General features: G+C 70.9%; 17 protein-coding genes. 7 read left to right on the top strand and 10 right to left on the bottom strand.

Going from position 1 to position 15772, the window contains the following annotated elements:
* Positions 1 to 33: 33 nt before the first annotated feature.
* Positions 34 to 690 (bottom strand): TetR/AcrR family transcriptional regulator, encoded by a 657-nt coding sequence (locus E1181_RS12195; RefSeq protein WP_132674152.1) that lies wholly within the window; start codon positions 688 to 690, stop codon positions 34 to 36.
* Positions 691 to 807: 117 nt separating this feature from the next.
* Here E1181_RS12195 and E1181_RS12190 point away from each other — a divergent pair, with 117 nt between their 5' ends.
* The 4 genes from E1181_RS12190 to E1181_RS12175 all read left to right on the top strand — a co-directional run bounded on the left by E1181_RS12190 (position 808) and on the right by E1181_RS12175 (position 3710).
* Positions 808 to 1359, top strand: coding sequence for an NADPH-dependent FMN reductase (locus tag E1181_RS12190; RefSeq protein ID WP_132674151.1), 552 nt, complete (start codon positions 808 to 810; stop codon positions 1357 to 1359).
* 69 nt (positions 1360 to 1428) lie between these two features.
* The gene (locus E1181_RS12185; protein WP_132674150.1) at positions 1429 to 2664 is read left to right on the top strand and encodes a D-arabinono-1,4-lactone oxidase; all 1236 of its coding nucleotides are present in this window, start codon (positions 1429 to 1431) and stop codon (positions 2662 to 2664) included.
* Entirely contained in the window at positions 2664 to 3431 is a 768-nt protein-coding gene (locus E1181_RS12180) for an IclR family transcriptional regulator (protein ID WP_132674149.1), read from the top strand. Before E1181_RS12185 ends, E1181_RS12180 begins: the two co-directional genes overlap by 1 nt.
* A gap of 42 nt (positions 3432 to 3473) precedes the next feature.
* Positions 3474 to 3710 (top strand): hypothetical protein, encoded by a 237-nt coding sequence (locus tag E1181_RS12175; protein WP_235876707.1) that lies wholly within the window; start codon positions 3474 to 3476, stop codon positions 3708 to 3710.
* Here the strand turns inward: E1181_RS12175 and E1181_RS12170 are convergent.
* Positions 3686 to 4480 carry an SDR family NAD(P)-dependent oxidoreductase gene (locus tag E1181_RS12170; RefSeq protein ID WP_132674148.1) on the bottom strand — a complete coding sequence of 265 codons (795 nt, stop codon included), beginning with the start codon at positions 4478 to 4480 and terminating at the stop codon, positions 3686 to 3688. The two genes, E1181_RS12175 and E1181_RS12170, sit on opposite strands and share 25 nt — an antisense overlap.
* A gap of 230 nt (positions 4481 to 4710) precedes the next feature.
* On the opposite strand from E1181_RS12170, the gene E1181_RS12165 reads away from it, so the two are divergent.
* Positions 4711 to 5997 (top strand): FAD-dependent oxidoreductase, encoded by a 1287-nt coding sequence (locus E1181_RS12165; protein WP_132674147.1) that lies wholly within the window; start codon positions 4711 to 4713, stop codon positions 5995 to 5997.
* A gap of 28 nt (positions 5998 to 6025) precedes the next feature.
* Positions 6026 to 7366 (top strand): MFS transporter, encoded by a 1341-nt coding sequence (locus E1181_RS12160; RefSeq protein ID WP_132674146.1) that lies wholly within the window; start codon positions 6026 to 6028, stop codon positions 7364 to 7366.
* Between the two features lie 67 nt (positions 7367 to 7433).
* On the opposite strand, the gene E1181_RS12155 is transcribed toward E1181_RS12160, so the two are convergent.
* A complete protein-coding gene (locus tag E1181_RS12155) occupies positions 7434 to 7811 on the bottom strand; it encodes a VOC family protein (protein WP_132674145.1) in 378 nt (125 codons plus the stop codon).
* A 67-nt stretch (positions 7812 to 7878) separates the two neighbouring features.
* Between E1181_RS12155 and E1181_RS12150 the strand changes: the two genes are divergently transcribed.
* Complete coding sequence (locus tag E1181_RS12150; RefSeq protein ID WP_328590881.1) at positions 7879 to 8640, top strand: TetR/AcrR family transcriptional regulator; 762 nt, start codon at positions 7879 to 7881, stop codon at positions 8638 to 8640.
* A gap of 109 nt (positions 8641 to 8749) precedes the next feature.
* Here the strand turns inward: E1181_RS12150 and E1181_RS12145 are convergent, their stop codons facing one another.
* From E1181_RS12145 to E1181_RS12115, 7 genes are all read right to left on the bottom strand, one after another.
* Complete coding sequence (locus E1181_RS12145) at positions 8750 to 9679, bottom strand: SDR family NAD(P)-dependent oxidoreductase (RefSeq protein WP_132674143.1); 930 nt, start codon at positions 9677 to 9679, stop codon at positions 8750 to 8752.
* Positions 9680 to 9789: 110 nt separating this feature from the next.
* The gene (locus E1181_RS12140) at positions 9790 to 10017 is read right to left on the bottom strand and encodes a hypothetical protein (RefSeq protein WP_235876706.1); all 228 of its coding nucleotides are present in this window, start codon (positions 10015 to 10017) and stop codon (positions 9790 to 9792) included.
* Between the two features lie 88 nt (positions 10018 to 10105).
* Positions 10106 to 11125, bottom strand: coding sequence for an ABC transporter ATP-binding protein (locus E1181_RS12135; protein ID WP_132674142.1), 1020 nt, complete (start codon positions 11123 to 11125; stop codon positions 10106 to 10108).
* The gene (locus E1181_RS12130) at positions 11122 to 12159 is read right to left on the bottom strand and encodes an ABC transporter ATP-binding protein (protein ID WP_132674141.1); all 1038 of its coding nucleotides are present in this window, start codon (positions 12157 to 12159) and stop codon (positions 11122 to 11124) included. Before E1181_RS12130 ends, E1181_RS12135 begins: the two co-directional genes overlap by 4 nt.
* Positions 12156 to 12998 carry an ABC transporter permease gene (locus E1181_RS12125; protein ID WP_132674140.1) on the bottom strand — a complete coding sequence of 281 codons (843 nt, stop codon included), beginning with the start codon at positions 12996 to 12998 and terminating at the stop codon, positions 12156 to 12158. The genes E1181_RS12130 and E1181_RS12125 overlap by 4 nt, the downstream gene beginning before the upstream one ends.
* Positions 12985 to 13992 (bottom strand): ABC transporter permease, encoded by a 1008-nt coding sequence (locus E1181_RS12120; protein WP_235876705.1) that lies wholly within the window; start codon positions 13990 to 13992, stop codon positions 12985 to 12987. Before E1181_RS12120 ends, E1181_RS12125 begins: the two co-directional genes overlap by 14 nt.
* Positions 13989 to 15620, bottom strand: coding sequence for an ABC transporter substrate-binding protein (locus E1181_RS12115; RefSeq protein ID WP_132674139.1), 1632 nt, complete (start codon positions 15618 to 15620; stop codon positions 13989 to 13991). The genes E1181_RS12120 and E1181_RS12115 overlap by 4 nt, the downstream gene beginning before the upstream one ends.
* Positions 15621 to 15772 lie beyond the last annotated feature (152 nt).

The following is a 15772-nucleotide window of genomic DNA, read 5'->3' as shown; positions in this document are numbered from 1 at the left end:
TTCACCAAACCGATCTTCCCGCCCAGCGGAAGATCACGGCAAGGGCGTCGCGAGCCTGGTGACCAGGTCCTGCCAGCCGGAGTCGAGGCGGTCGAGGCTGAATCCGCGCTGCTCGACCAGGTGGTGCACCAGCGGGGTGTCGAGGGAGGCCAGCAGGGTTTCGGCGGCGAGCTCGACGTCGGTGGTGGCTTCGGTCATGCGCAGCAGGATCGCCAGGTGGCTCCGGCGGAGTCCGCGCGCGGGCACCAGGCAGCGGCGTTCGGCGGGCGGCTCGGCGGCGAGGTAGAGCTCCACGTGGGCGAGCTCGTGGCGCATCACGGCGGGCCCGAAGGCGCGCAGCCGCTCGATGGCCGGTGCACCGGGGCCCAGCGGTGGCGGGCCGGACAGGAACGCCTGCTGGAGGCGCTGCTCCTCGTGGTCCAGCAGGGCCAGCAGCAGGCCGTTGCGGTCGCCGAAGCGGCGGAACACCGTGCCCTTGCCGACCTCGGCTTCGGCCGCCACCGCGTCCATGGTCAGGTTCGCGGCTCCGCAGTCGGCCATCAGCCGAGCGGCGGCGTCGAGCAGCTTGGCCCGGTTGCGGACGGCGTCGGCGCGCGGCCGGCGGGCGCCGTCGACGGATGTGAGGTCGAGTTCGACCGGCCCGGCCAGGGTGTCGCCGGTCGGCCCGATCTGCGGAGTGCCAGCACTCATGCGCACAGCGTAACGCCTCCCACAAGGAACTGGACCGCGGTCCGCTTCGGTGGTACAAAGTTAATCGGACCACGGTCCGATTAACTTCCACCATACTCCTCACCTGGAGAGATACCAATGTCCGTCAAGATCCTCGCGCTCGTCGGCAGCCTCCGCTCCGGTTCGCACAACCGTCAGCTCGCCGAAGCCGCGCGCAGCCTCGCCCCCAGCGATGTCGAGATCGAGATCTTCGACGGTCTCGGCGAACTGCCCTTCTACAACGAGGACATCGACACCGAGGCCGACGTGCCCGCCGCCGCCACCCGGCTGCGCGAGGTCGCTGGCGCGGCCGACGCGTTCCTGCTGTTCGCGCCCGAGTACAACGGCACCATCCCGGCCGTGCTGAAGAACGCCATCGACTGGCTGTCCCGCCCGTTCGGCTCCGGCGCCCTGTCCGGCAAGCCCACCGCCGTCATCGGCACCGCCTTCGGCCAGTACGGCGGGGTCTGGGCTCAGGACGAGACCCGCAAGTCCGCCGGCATCGCGGGTGCCGCCATCGTCGACGAGGTCAAGCTCAGCATCCCCGGCTCGATGACCCGCTTCGCCGAGACCCACCCGGCCGAGGACCCGGAGGTCGTCGAGCAGCTGACCACCGCGGTCGCCAAGCTCACCGCCAACGTCTCGGCATGAGCCCTCCGGCGGCGGTGCGATGATCGCAGGCCGTACCGCCGCCGGCGTTCGCCGAGTTAACGTTTCCCCGTGGCTGGTAGTGGAACGAACTGGGCTGGGAACCTCACCTACGGCGCGCAGCGGACGCATCGCCCGCGCAGCGTGGAGGAGGTGCGGCGGACCGTCGCCGAGGCCGAGCGGATCAAACCGCTCGGCTCGCGGCACTGCTTCAACGACATCGCCGACACCACCGCAGATCACCTGTCGCTGGACGCCCTGCCCGACGACGTCGAGATCGACGGCGACGTCGCGTGGGTGCCCGGCGGCATGCGCTACGGCGAACTCGCCGCTCACCTGGCCGCTTCCGGACGCGCGCTGCACAACATGGCCTCGCTGCCGCACATCACCGTCGTCGGGGCGACCGCCACCGGCACCCACGGCTCCGGCGTGCGCAACGGTTCGCTGAGCGCGGCGGTGGCCGGACTCGACATCGTGCGCGCCGACGGCGAACTGGTGCGGCTGCGACCCGAGGACCCCGATTTCGCCGGTGCCGTGGTGCATCTCGGCGCGCTGGGCGTGGTGACCCGCATCGGTCTGCGCGTCCAACCGGCCTTCGACGTCGCCACCACGGTGCACCTCGGCCTGGACTGGGACTCGCTGCTCGGCGAGTTCGACGCCATCACCTCCGCCGCCTACAGCGTCAGCGTGTTCACCGACTTCGACGAGACCATCCAGGTCTGGGCGAAAGCCCGGGTGGGGGACGACTCCCGGACCGACTTCTTCGGCGCCCGCCCGGCCGAGGTGCCCACGCACATGCTGCGCGGCACCGGGATCGACAACCTCACCGAGCAGCTCGGCGTCGCGGGCTCGTGGCACGAGCGGTTGCCGCACTTCAAAGCCGGTGTCACGCCCAGCGACGGCGACGAGCTGCAGAGCGAGTACTTCGTGCCCGCCGAGCACGGCGCGGCGGCGCTGGCGGCGCTGCGACCGCTGGCGGACAAGATGGCTCCGCTGCTGCACATCGGCGAGATCCGCACCATCGCCGCCGACGACCTGTGGCTGAGCCCCGCGCACGGCTCGGATTCGGTGGCCTTCCACTTCACCTGGCGCCCGGCGCAGGCGTCGGTGGAGCGGCTGCTGCCCGACGTCGAAGCCGCGCTGGAGCCCTTCGGCGGTCGCCCGCACTGGGGCAAGCTGTTCACCACCGAACCTCCGGACCTGGACCTGCTGTACCCGAAGCTGGCCGATTTCCGCTCGCTGGCACGGCGTTTCGACCCCGACGGCAAGTTCGGCAACGACTTCCTCGCCCGCACGATCGGGCTGTGATGGCCGCACGGCGCGGAAAACCGGCCGGGGCCACCGGTCCCGTGGTCCGCCGCACGCTGCACCTGCTCGACGCGTTCTCACCGGAGCGCACGGCGCTGACGCTCACCGAACTGGCCCGCCAGGCCGGACTCCCGCCCTCGACGGCCTACCGGATGCTCGGCGACCTGGTCGGCTGGGGCGCGCTCGAACGCGGCGAGGACGGCGCCTACCGGGTGGGCCTGCGGCTGTGGGAGCTGGGCGCGCTCGCCCCACGCGGTCTGGGCCTGCGCGAGCGGGCGCTGCCGACGATGGAGGACCTCTCGGCGGTGACCCGGGAGAACGTGCAGCTGGCGGTCCGCGAGGGCACCCAGGTCGTCTTCGTCGAGCGCATTGCGTGCAGCGGCGCGATCCCGGTGCGCACCCGCGTGGGTGGGCGGTTCGCGCTCACCGCGACCGGGGTCGGGCTGGTGCTGCTGGCGCACGCCCCCACCGAGGTCCAGGACGAGGTGCTCGGCGGGCACATCCCCCGCTACACCGACCTGACCGTGACCGACCCGGCGGAGCTGCGGCGGATGCTGGCCGAGACGCGCGGCTGCGGTTTCGCGATCAGCGACCGGCAGGTCACCGACGACGCGCTGTCGGTGGCGGCGCCGGTGCACGACCAGCGGGGCGAGGTCGTCGCCGCGGTGTCGCTGGTCGTGCGCCACGGCAGCGCTGCTCCGCACGCGCTCAGCGCGCTCGTGCGCGCGGGCGCCCGCGCCATCTCGCGAGCGATCGGCGAACCCTGATTTACGGTTCTGCCGTTTACTGTCAAGATCAACAGCAATACGGTGGGAGCTCCCACGCCCTTCGCGACCGGATCGCGGACCCGACAGGAGCTCGCCATCGACACCCTCTGCCCGACCGGCGAGACCCTGGCCAACCGCGTGGAGTGGCTGCCGGGCGACAGGATCCGCGCGGTCTGCCGCTGCGGCGCCGAGCGCGAGTTCGACGCCGCAGCACCGATGTGGGACTGGCTGGTCCACCACCCCGACCTGCACGATCAGGGCAGGATGGAGTCCACGTAGCCGCCGTCGACGCGCACCGCGGCACCCGTGGTGGCCGAGGCCAGCGGGGAGCTGAGGTAGACGACCATGTTGGCGATCTCCTCCGGCTCGATGAGGCGCTGCAGCAGCGACTGCGGCCGGTGCTCGCGCATGAACTGGCGCTGCGCCTCGTCCCACGGCAGCGAGGAGTCGACCAGCTCGTAGACGAATTTCTCCACGCCACCGGTGTGGGTCGGCCCGGCGATCACCGAGTTCACCGTCACCCCGGTTCCGGCGGCTTCCTTGGCGAAGCCGCGGGAAGCGGCGAGCAGGGCTGTCTTGGACATGCCGTAGTGGATCATCTCGGCGGGGATGACCACGGCCGAATCGCTGGCGATGTACTGGATGCGACCCCATCCCTCCCCCGTCATCCCCGGCAGGTACGAGCGGGTGAGGCGCAGCGCGGCGAGCACGTTGACCTCGAAGTAGCGGCGCCAGTCCTCGTCGGTGATCTCCATGGCCGGCTGGGCGCCGAAGATGCCCAGGTTGTTGATCAGCACGTCCACGCGCGGGAGGATCTTCAGCAGGTCGGCGGTCCCTGCCTCGGTGGTGACGTCGGCGGCCGCCGACACCGCCTCGGCTCCGGGCACGTCCTGCTGGATCTGCCGCACGGCCTCGTCGACCCGCTCGGGGGTGCGGCCGTTGATCGCCACCCGGGCTCCGGCCCGGGCCAGCCCCTGCGCGATGGAGTACCCGATCCCTTGCGTCGACCCGGTGACCAACGCGGTACGTCCCGAAAGATCTAGCTGCATGCCCGCGAGGATATGCGGCCCCGCTCCTGCCTGCTCCGCCAACCGGACGGACGATCACCGCAACCCTCGGAGCACTCGGGTTTTCAGGGGACGGACGTCGTGCCGGGCAATTGTGCGGTGCGGTGGCGAGTGCGCGCGGCGGGTGAGCTGCGAGTATCGACCCGGTTGATGAGACGGGCCGGTCGTCGTCTATTTCCGCGTCGCGGCAGAAGCTCCCTAGGGTGTGATCCATGCCGCATCCGCTGTCGGACCTGCCGGTCCGGGTGGTCACCAAGCCGTCCGGACCGGTGGCCCACCACGTCGCCGCCGACGTGTGCGTCCTCGGCGCCGGGATCACCGGGGTGTCGGCCGCGATCGAAGCCGCGAAGCTCGGCAAGCGCGTCGTGCTCGTCGACGCGCTGCCGGTGCTCGGCGGGCAGATGGTCAACTCGCTGATCGGCCTCTTCTGCGGGGTTTTCGGCAACGGCCCGGAGTACCGCCAGCTGACGCACGGCATTTTCGACGACATATTCCGGGATCTGGCCCGCACCAACGACGTCCACTTCAACCACCGGCACACCATCACCGTCAACTACGACGAGGTGGCGCTCGGGCGGTGGGTGGAGAACGCGGTGCTGGCCCACGACGTCCAGGTGATCACCAACGCCTCGCTGACGTCGGTGTCGCGCGACGAGCGGATCCACTCCCTGCGGCTGTCCACCCGGTTCGGCGAGGTGTCGGTGGCCGCGTCCGGGTTCGTCGACGCCTCCGGGGACGCCTCCCTCGCCTGGGAGGCCGGACTCCCCTGCCACCTGCCGGAGCGCGAGATCTACGGGTCCCAGCAGGTCGTCGTGGAGAACCTCGGCGAAGGCCGCGCGCCCGAACCCGCCGACCTCTCGGCGCGACTCGCCGCGCGGGCCGAGGAGTTCGGGCTGATGCGCCGCGACGGCTTGGCCTTCTTCTTCCCCGGGCGCAGGACGGCGGTGCTGAACATGACCCACATCGAGGCACCTCTGGACCCGGTCGAGGCCGCCCGAGCCCAACTGCGCGGCAAGGCCCAGGCCGACCGGGTCGTGGCGTTCCTGCGCGACGAGTACCCGCAGGTGTTCGGCCGGGCCCGGGTGCGCACCTACGGCTTCCCGGGACGCAGGCAGACCCGCTGGATCAGAGCGGTCCACCAGCTCACCGCGGACGAGATCCGCGCGGGCACCCGGTTCCCGGACTCGGTGGCCCGCACGTCCTGGCCGATCGAGCTGCACGACCGCCCGGAGGGCTACGTGTGGGAGACCTTCGGTCCCGACCACGTCCACTACGTGCCGCTGCGATCGCTGCTGCCACCGGACGTGCACAACCTCGTCGTGGCGGGCCGGTGCGCGGACGGCGACGCGGCGGCGCTGTCGAGCATCCGCGTGATGGGGCCGTGCGCGGCGATGGGAGCCGGTGCGGCGCACGCGCTGGACCTGGTCGGCGCGGGATCGCTGCACGAGGTCGATCACGAAGCGCTGGCCGCACGGCTGGCGGAGAACCTGGACGGCTGAGCACCACCACAACCACGGGAGGTCGGCGATGACGCTGTCCGGTTCCGGCAAGCCCATCACCGAGGCCGACGAGCGGAGATCCGCGCGCGGCGGCGCGATCTCGATGTTCGTTGACAGCTTCGACGTCTACCTGCCGGCGTTCGTGCTGCCCGCTGCCATGGGTTACTTCCTGCCACCGGGGCTGCCGGTGGAGGCGCGGGCGACGTTCACGACGCTGCTGTTCACCATCGGGCTGCTGGCCCGGCCGATCGGCAGCGTCATCTTCGGCAACCTCTCCGACCGCATCGGCCGCAAGCGGGTCACCATGATCAGCGGATGGGGCTTCACGATCATCACGCTGGTGATGGGACTGCTGCCCGGCTACCAGTTCATGGGCTACGGCGCGATCACCCTGTTCGCGATCCTCCGCCTCGTCGGCGGGATCTTCCTGGCGGGCGGCTACTCAGCGCCGATCCCGCTGGCCCTGGAGCAGGCGAAACCCGAGCGGCGCGGCCGGATCGGAGGCCTCATCGGCATCGGCGCACCGGCCTCGGTGCTCGGTGTGAACCTGCTGATCTTCGTGCTGCTGGAGTCCTTCAGCCACGACGGGTTCCTCACCTGGGGCTGGCGCATCCCGTTCATCGTCGGGTTCGGGCTCGGCGTGGCGTACCTGATGCACTACCGCAAGGTCGTCGAGGACGAGTCGGTCTACGAGCAGCGGCGCGCGTCGGGCAGCAAGCAGCCGGTGGTGGAGCTGTTCACCACGCACCGGGCGCTGATCTTCAGCGTCTTCCTGTTCACCTGCGGCTACTGGTTCACCGCGCAGATGTCGGTGTCGTTCCTGCCGACGCTGCTGGTGCAGGTGCTCGACGTGAGCCCGCAGCTGACGACGACGGTCGAGATGGTCTCGTCGGTGGTGACGATCGCGGCCATCCTGGGCATGGCGGTGCTGGGACAGCGCATCGGGCGGCGCAAGCTGCTGATGCGCGCGGCCTTGGTGATCACAGTGGCCGTCTCGGGTTCGTTCCTGCTGCTGGCGGTCACGGTCCCGGCCGGAGCTCCGGCGTGGTTCATCGTGCTGCTCGGCGTGATCGCCAAGGCGACGCCGTCGGCTCCGCTGGGCGTGATCCTGGTGTACCTCAACGAGCGCTTCCCGGCGAGCGTGCGGGCCAGCGGCTACGGGATCGGCTACATGTTCGGGCTGATCCTGCCGGGTCTCTACACGTTCTGGCTGCTGGGGCTGAGCGCGCTGATGCCCTACGAGTACGGGCCGATCGTGCTGGTGCTCATCGGCGGTGTCCTGATGTTCTTCGCCGTCCGCCGGGGACCGGAGACCAATCCCCCGGCCGGCGCGGACACACCGGCTCACGCCCCCGCTAAGGGCTGTTGATGAATGTGGCGGAGCCGCTCAGGTTCCGCCACCCGCACCGCCGCGCAAAGCGATCCCTCAACAGTCCTCAGCCCTTCCAGTCGACGAGCTGGACGATCACTCCGTTGGGGTCGCGGACCTGGAACGCTCGCTCGCCCCATTCCTCGAACGTCAGCGGCATGGTGATGACCACGCCTTCGGCCCGCAGGCGGGCGAGCTCGCCCTCCAGGTCGTCGACCTCGAAGGCCAGGATCAGCCCGGCGGCGTGGTCCTCGCGCTGGTCCTCGGGCAACGACTCCAGCCCGCGTCGCAGGAACACCACGTTGACCCCGGCGTCCTCCCTGGCCAGCGAGGCGAACCCGTCGGCGGCCATGACCTCGGAGAATCCGAAGTGCTCCACCAGGAACCGGCTCGACGCCGCCACGTCCTCGACGTTGAGCGACACCGCAGTTGCCGTGATCCGCATCAGCGACCCCCTCCTGCTCGATTTCCCCGTACGACGTACAGTGTACAGTGTACGGAGGTGATGCGTGGTGGTTGAGCGGAGCAGCGCCGGAGATCCCGGGCGGACGCTGGAACTGCTGTGGCGGCACGAGCTGGGCGAGCGCTCACCGCAGCGCGGCCCGCGCAAGGGACTGAGCATCGACCAGGTCGTCGACGCCGCGGTCGAACTCGCCGACGCCGACGGGCTCGCGTCGGTGACGATGCGCGGGGTCGCCGACCGCCTGGGCGTGTCGACGATGTCGATGTACACCTACGTCCCCGGCAAGGCCGAGCTGCTGGACCTCATGCTCGACGGCATCTACCAGCGGATGCCGCGAGAACCGCTGGCGGACCTGCCGTGGCGGGAGCGGGTCGTCGAGGTCGCCGCGCGCAACCGCGAGCTCTACCGGCTCCACCCGTGGGCGTTGAAGGTCTCGACGAGCCGCCCGCCGCTGGGTCCGGGCCTGATCACCAAGTACGAGCACGAGCTCGGCGCGTTCCTCGGCCTCGGGCTCGACGACGTGGCCATCGACTCGGCGCTGACGCTGGTGCTCGACTTCGTCCGCTCCACCGCTCTCGCGGCGGCGGAATCCGAAGCGGCGCAACGGGACAGCGCCACCACCGACGAGCAGTGGTGGCACACCAACGCACCCCTGCTGGCTGCGGTCTTCGATCCCGCGAAGTACCCCAACGCGGCCCGCATCGGCGCAGCCGCCGGTGCCGAGCACCAAGCCGCCCACAGCCCCGACCACGCCTACGAGTTCGGCCTGGACCGCATCCTCGACGGCCTCGCCGCGCTCATCGACGGCTAGGAGGTGCGGGGGAACTCGGCGGTAGCCGCAGTTTCAGGTGTGGGACTCAGCTCGCACGCCGCGGGTTCTGACAGCCGCACCGCTGAGCACGATGATTCCTGAACAGCCTTCAGAGGTCGCGGTCGAGCTCCCCGGTGATGTCCAGCGGGATCAGCGGGACCGGGCCCGCGGTGTCGGCCGGGGCCGCGGGGGCGTAGGCGAAGTTCTTGGCGCGGGCACCACCGTCGACGACCAGGTCGCAACCGGTGATCAGGCGGGCGTAGTCCGAGCACAGCCAGGCGACGGCGTGGCCGATGTCGGTCGGGGTGCCGGTGGTCCCCATCGGGACCAGCGGAACCCGCTCCCCCGCCCAGCGCGACGGGCGCCGCCACGGCTCGTCGCCGGTCTCGCCGCCGATCCCGTGGGCGCGCGGGCGTTCCAGCACACCACCGGGACCGCGCTCGGCGATGAGCGCCGGGTTGTCCGGTGTCGGCGCGGTGGGGGTGAACCCGTTGACGCGGATGCCGTAGGGCGCGAGGTCCATGGCCGCGGCGCGGACGAAGTTGTTCACCCCTCCCTTGTGGAAGGCGTAGGCGATCACACCCGCCGTGCCCGACCAACCGTTGGAGGAGGAGATCGCCACGATCGACCCGCGGATGCCGCGTTCGGCCATGTGCCTGCCGACGTGCTTGGTGTTGAGGAAGTTGCCGAGCGCGGCGACCTCGACCGCGCGGCGGAAGAACTCGGTGCTCTCGTCCAGCACTCCCCTGCCGCCGAGCACGGCGGCGTTGTTGACGAGGATGTCGACGTGGCCGAAGCGCTCGACGACGTCGCCGACGTAGCCGGTGACCTGCTCCTCGTCGGTGACGTCGCCGGGAATCGCGATGGCGGTGCCGCCGTTGCGCTCGACGCGCTGCGCGCACGCCTCGGCCGCGTCGGGGTCGACGTCGTTGCACGCGACCGTCGCTCCGTACCGCGCCAGGGCGAGTGCGATCCCGCTGCCGATGTTGGGTCCTGCGCCGGTGACGATCGCGACCTTGCCGTCAAGCGAGATCTCCACGTGCGCTCCCTCTGAGGGCTGTATGGGAAACATTGTGCTTGGCGGTGCGGGTAGCGGTGCGAGTTGAGTCCCACACCTGAAACAGCGGCTACCGCCGCCTTCTCAGATAGCTAGTCCTCGCCGGGGTAGATCAGGGTGATGGTGTCCTCGGGCACGCCGAGGGCCTTGTGCAGCACGCCGCGCATGAGCGGTTTGGGGACCAGGCAGTCCTCGCAGGCCGCTGGGCCGGCGATGATGCTGACGCGCACGTCCGTGCCGGTGTCGGTGACGGCCAGGTCGTAGTCGTCGGCGGCGAGCGTGCTGCGCAGCTGCGCCAGCGCGGATTCGTCGATGCTCACGCCACACCTCCGGGGTCGGCGGCTCTTCCGCACGCTACGGACGGCCGGTCGCCCGCTGCGACGGGCTTTTCGCGTCGCGGAACGCCGGTCACAGCGGAAAGTGGCAGGCGGCGAGATGTCCCGGCGCGTGCTCGCGCAGGACCGGACGTTCCTGCGCGCACCGCGTTTCGGCTCTCGGGCACCGGGTGCGGAACCGGCAGCCGCTGGGTGGTTCCAGCGGCGACGGCGGTTCCCCGTCCAGCGGCGCCGACCGTCCCCGCGCCCTGCCCGCACCGGGCGCGAGCGCCGGGATGGAGGCCAGCAGCGCGGCGGTGTAGGGGTGGCGCGGATGCCGGTAGAGCGACTCGGCGGGCCCGACCTCGGCGAGCTGCCCGAGGTGCATGACCGCGACCCGGTCGCTGACCTGCTTGACCAACGCGAGGTCGTGGGAGATGAACAGGTACGACAGGCCGAGTTCGCGGCGCAGCCGCTCGAAGAGGTTGAGCACCTGGGCCTGCACCAGCACGTCCAGCGACGACACGGCTTCGTCGCAGATCACCAGCCCGGGGTTGAGCGCGATGGCCCGAGCGATCGCGACCCGCTGGCACTGACCGCCGGAGAGCTCCTTCGGCCTGCGCCGGCCGTAGGTGGCCGGGTCGAGCCCGACGAGGTCGAGCAGCTCGCCGACCCGCCCGCGACGGGCGGCGGCGGAGCGCATCCCGTAGCCGAGGAGGGGTTCCTCGACGAGTTCGGTGACGCGCCAGTGCGGGTTGAGCGAACCGAACGGGTCCTGGAACACCATCTGCATCTCGCGACGGGCCTCCACCAGCGCCCGCCTGCGCAACGTCATCAGGTCGGTGCCCTGGAAGATCACCTCGCCGGACCTCGGTCTGGGCGACTGCAGGACCGATCGGGCCAAGGTGGACTTGCCCGAGCCGGTTTCTCCCACCACGCCGAGCGTTTCACCGGGGTGGAGGTCGAAGGACACGTCGGAGACGGCGTGCACGGTGCCGCCCTTGACTCCCCCGGCTCCCCGGGAGGTGAACTGCTGCACGACGTTGCGGACCCGCAGCAGCGGTTCGCCGGTGCGCGCCGGGCCGGCCACCGGCCGGTGCTCGACCGCGGTCATGAGCTCGCCTCCTCGTCGTCGGTGACCGGGTGCCAGCAGGCCCACCAGTGCCCGGGTTCGTGCTCGGCGAACGGCGGCGGCTGGGCGCACCGGTCGCCGGCCGAGGAGCAGCGCGGACGGAACGCGCAGCCCTCGGGCAGTCGGGCCAGGTCGGGCGGCTGACCGGGGATGACCGGCAGCAGGGTGTGGGGTTGCCGGTCCAGCACCGGGATCGCCCCCAGCAGGGCTCGCGTGTAGGGCATCCGGACGTGCTCGAAGAGGTCCGCCGTGCGCGCGTGCTCGACGGCCCGCCCGGCGTACATGACGATAACGTCCTCGGCGTAGGAGGCGGCCAGGCCCAGGTCGTGGCTGATCAGGATCACCGCCATGTCGAGCCGCTCCTGCAGGTCCAGCAGCAGTTCCATGATCTGCGCCTGCGTGGTGACGTCCAGCGAGGTGGTGGCCTCGTCGGCGATGAGCAGCCGGGGTCGGGCGCTGAGCGCGATGGCGATCACGACCCGCTGCCGCATGCCTCCGGAGAGCTGGTGGGGGTACTCGTGGAAGCGCTGTTCCGGTGCGGCCAGCCGCACCAGCCGCAGCAGCTCCACCGCGCGCTCGCGGGCCTGCGCGCGGTCGACGTCGGCGTGGGCGCGGATGCCTTCGGTGATCTGGTCGCCGATGCGCATCGTCGGGTTGAGCGACCGGGCGGGGTCCTGGAACACCATGGCGATGTCGGCACCGCGATGGGCGCGGATCTCCTTCTCCGGCATGCCGACCAGTTCCACGCCGTCCAAGCGCACCGAGCCGGTGACCTCCGCGGTGGGCGGCAGCAGGCCCATCAGGGAGCGGACGCTGACGCTCTTGCCGGAACCGGACTCGCCGACGATCGCGAGCATCCGGCCCGGCTGCAGCCGGTAGGACAGCCCGTTGACGGCGTGCACGTGCCTGCCGTGCCTGCTGAACCGCACCCGCAGGTCCGACACCTCCAGCAGCGGAGGCGTTTCCGACTCGCCTGCGGCGGACGGGCGGGTTCGGGTGGCGCGATCGATGCTCATTCGCCGCTCCAACGGGATCGCAGGGTTTCGCCGAGCAGGTTGAACGCCAGCACCGTCACGAACAGCGCCAGGCACGGCCACACCACCAGCATCGGTGTGGCCGACAGGCTCTGCTGCCCCTGGGCGATCATGTTCCCCCAGCTCGGAGCGGGTGCCTGGATGCCCAGACCGAGGAAGCTCAGGGCGCCTTCGATGACGATGACCAGGCCCATGCCGAGCATCGCGAAGGTGATCAGCTGCGGGACGATGTTGGGCGCCACGTGCCGCAGCAGGATCCGCCAGGCCGGTGTGCCGCAGAGCTGCGCGGCGGCGATGAACGGCTGCTCCCGCAGCCGCAGGGTCGCCGCGCGCGAGATGCGGGCGAAGGCGGGGACGCTGAAGAACGCCAGCGCCAGGATCGTGTTGGCCTGGCTCGGCCCGAGGCTCTGCGCCACCGCGAGGATCAGCACCAGCGACGGGAACGCGATGAGCACGTCCAGCACCCGCATGATGATCGTGTCGCCGATTCCGCCGAGGTGGCCCGACAGCGCCCCGAGGGTTCCTCCGGCCAGCAGGCCGAGCGCGTTCACCGACACCGCCACGGTCAGCGACGCCTGCCCGCCGTGCAGGACGCGGGAGAGGATGTCGTTGCCGTTGGGGTCGGTTCCCAGCGGGTGCCCGGTCGAGAACGACGGCAGGTAGGACTCCAGGACGTTCCCACCGGTGGGGGCGGGCACCGGCAGCACCAGCGGGCCCAGGAAGCAGGCTCCGATCATGAGCGCGGCGATCGCGGCCGGCAGGGCGATGGGCAGGGCGCGGGTCCAGGAGCCCCGCACCGGCACGGCGTCAGCGACTGCCATAGCGGATCCTCGGGTCGAGTGCGGCGTAGAGCAGGTCGGCCATCAGGTTCGCCGCCACGGTGACGACCGCGAACAGCACCACGCACGCCTGCACCACCACGTAGTCGCGGGTGTTGATGGCTTGCAGCAGGAGTTGCCCGAGTCCGGGCAGCGCGAAGATCTGCTCGATGATCACGGTCGCGCCGATGAGCGTGCCCAGGTTCAAGCTGACCACGGTGATCAGCCCGAACGCCGAGTTCCGGAAGGCGTGCAGCACCAGCACCCGCCACGGCCCGATGCCCTTGGCGCGGGCGGTGGTGATGTAGTCCTCGCCGCGCAGCTGGTCGACCAGGTCGCCGCGCAGGAACCGGGTGTACATGCAGAACAGCGGGATTCCCAGTCCGAGCGCGGGAAGCACCAGGGAGTGCAGGTTTCCGCCGATTCCCTCCGAGAGCGGGACGAACCCGATCGCCGGGAACGCGGCCAGGTTCACCGCGAACACCAGCACGAGCAGCAGCGCGAGCACGTAGTTGGCCACCGACAGGCCGGTGATGCTCACCAGCATGCTCAACCGGTCGAACCAGCCGTCGGGCCGGAACGCGGCCAGCAGCGCCACCGGGATGGCGGCGCCGAGGGAGAACAGGAACGCCAGGGCCAGCAGTTCGCCGCTGACCGCGAGGTGTTCACCGAGCAGGCCGGTGACGGGCTGGCCGCTGACCACCGACGTCCCGAGGTCGCCGGTGAGGGCCGCGCCGAGCCAGTGCAGGTAGCGCACGGGAGCGGGTTGGTCGAGGCCGAGCTGCTGTTCCAGCGCCCTGATCTGCTCGGCCGTCGCCTCCGCTCCGAGGAGCTGCTGGGCGGCGCTGCCGGGGATGAGGTTGAGCACCCAGAACGTCAGGACGCTCACCCCGAGCAGGATCGGCACGGCCATCAGCAGCCGCTTGCCGATCAGCCGCAGGCTCGGCGACGAGGCCATCCGGCCGAGGCGCGGCCGGTTCAGCACCGCCGCGGTCACGGCCGCTCCCTCCAGACCTCGTCCCACAGCACCCCGCTGTTGACCAGCATCGGCGGGATCTTCGTGGTCAGGCCCGGCCCGTGCACGCCCTCCGCAGCGAGGTTGGCAGGTGCGAAGGCCAGGCCGAACGGGGCGTAGGCGTGGTCGCTGATGTGCTTGCCCGCCTGGCCGTAGAGCGCGTCGCGCTGGGCGGGGTCGGCGGTGGCGGCGGCGTTGTTGAGCAGCTCGTCGAGGACCGGGTCGGCCACCCCGCTGAACCGCGAGGCGGAGTTAAACCGGAATCCCACGCCCACCCCGGCGGCGGGGTCCCAGGCGCCCGCGGTCTGCAGCATCGCCTGCCACCGGCCGGAGTTGAACTGCTGGACCAATGTGGACAGCTCGTGCTCGTGCACGGTGACCTCGATGCCGGCCTGCTGCCACTGGGTCTGCAGCGCGGTCATGACCTGCTGGGCGACGTAGTTGCCGAGGGTGCCCAGCTCGACGGTCAGCCCGCCCAGCTCCTCGACCAGCTTCCTGGCGCGCGCGGGATCGTGGGGCGGGTAGCCCTCGACCGTCTCGTGGTGGAACAGCCCGCCTGGGCCGGTGAACGACTGGCTCACCGGGTACCGGCCCCGGAACAGGCCCTGGGAGATGGCCCTGAAATCGGTGGCGGCGTAGATGGCTTCGCGGGCGCGCTCGTCGTCGAACGGCGCGGCCTTGGTGTTGAGCTGCACGACGTAGGGCGAGGTCGGGGGCTGGGCGGTGACGACCAGCTTGCCGCTCTGCTGCGCCTGCTCCAGCAGCGGCGTGGTGTTGAGACCCTCGTACGCCTGGGCTTGTCCGGCCAGCAACGCCTGGTAGGCGGGCTGGTCCCCGCCGATGGACTTGAACGTCAGCTCGTCCAGGTAGGGCAGGCCGGGTTCGAAGTAGCCGGGGTTGCGCTTGAGCACCAGCTCGGAGGACAGCTTGTTGGACTCGACGACGAACGGGCCCGCACCCACCGGCGTGATCTTGAACGCCTCCTCGCCCATGGTCCGCAACGCCGTGGGCGAGGCGATCCAGTTGGTGTTGGAGGTCGGCATGCTGTTGATCGCCGCGCCGTAGGGGCGGGTGAAGTGCAGCATGACGGTGCGCGGGTCCTCGACCGTCACACCGTTGTCGGCCAGCGGCCACGCGGGACGGCAGGTGCAGGGAGAGCTCATCGCGCGGCGCAGGTTGAACGCCACGGCCTCGGCGTCCATCGGGGTGCCGTCGGAGAACCGGATGCCCTCGCGCAGGGTGATGCGCACGTCGCGTCCGCCGTCGAGCAGCTCGTGGCTCTCGGCCTGGTGCGGCACGACCTCGGCGCCGCTGCCGTCGTCGCCCTTGGCGCGCAACTGGAACAGGCCGCCGTAGATCGCGAACATCTGGGAGATGTTGGCGCCACCGGTGGTGTTGGTGGCCGGGTCGAGCCCGGTGGGCCAGCCACCGCCGAAGCTGGCGTCGGCCAGCACGGTCAAGGCCCCGCCGCGCTGCGGAGGCCCCGAGGGGCGGGCGTCCACGGCTCCGCCGCCGCTGCCGCACGCGGTGACCACCAGCAGGACCGCAAGCGCGGCCGAGACCAGTGACGCTCTCGTCGGCGGAACCCACTTCGCTGACAGCGGTCGCATTCTGCTTCTCACGTGAGCACTCCCGCTTCGGTTGCGAACCGGCGCGGAAGCGCTCGTTCCACGGCGCCGCTGCCGATCCGTGATGGGGCGAGCACGGCACGAGCACGGCGGCTCCCGGACGTTTCCGCCGTCGTGCTCCGCAGTGACCGCGC

Source organism: Saccharopolyspora terrae (assembly GCF_004348435.1).
GTDB classification, from domain to species: domain Bacteria; phylum Actinomycetota; class Actinomycetes; order Mycobacteriales; family Pseudonocardiaceae; genus Saccharopolyspora; species Saccharopolyspora endophytica.
The sequence above is the reverse complement of the archived record's forward strand: the minus strand, read 5'-3'. Positions and strand labels throughout refer to the sequence as shown.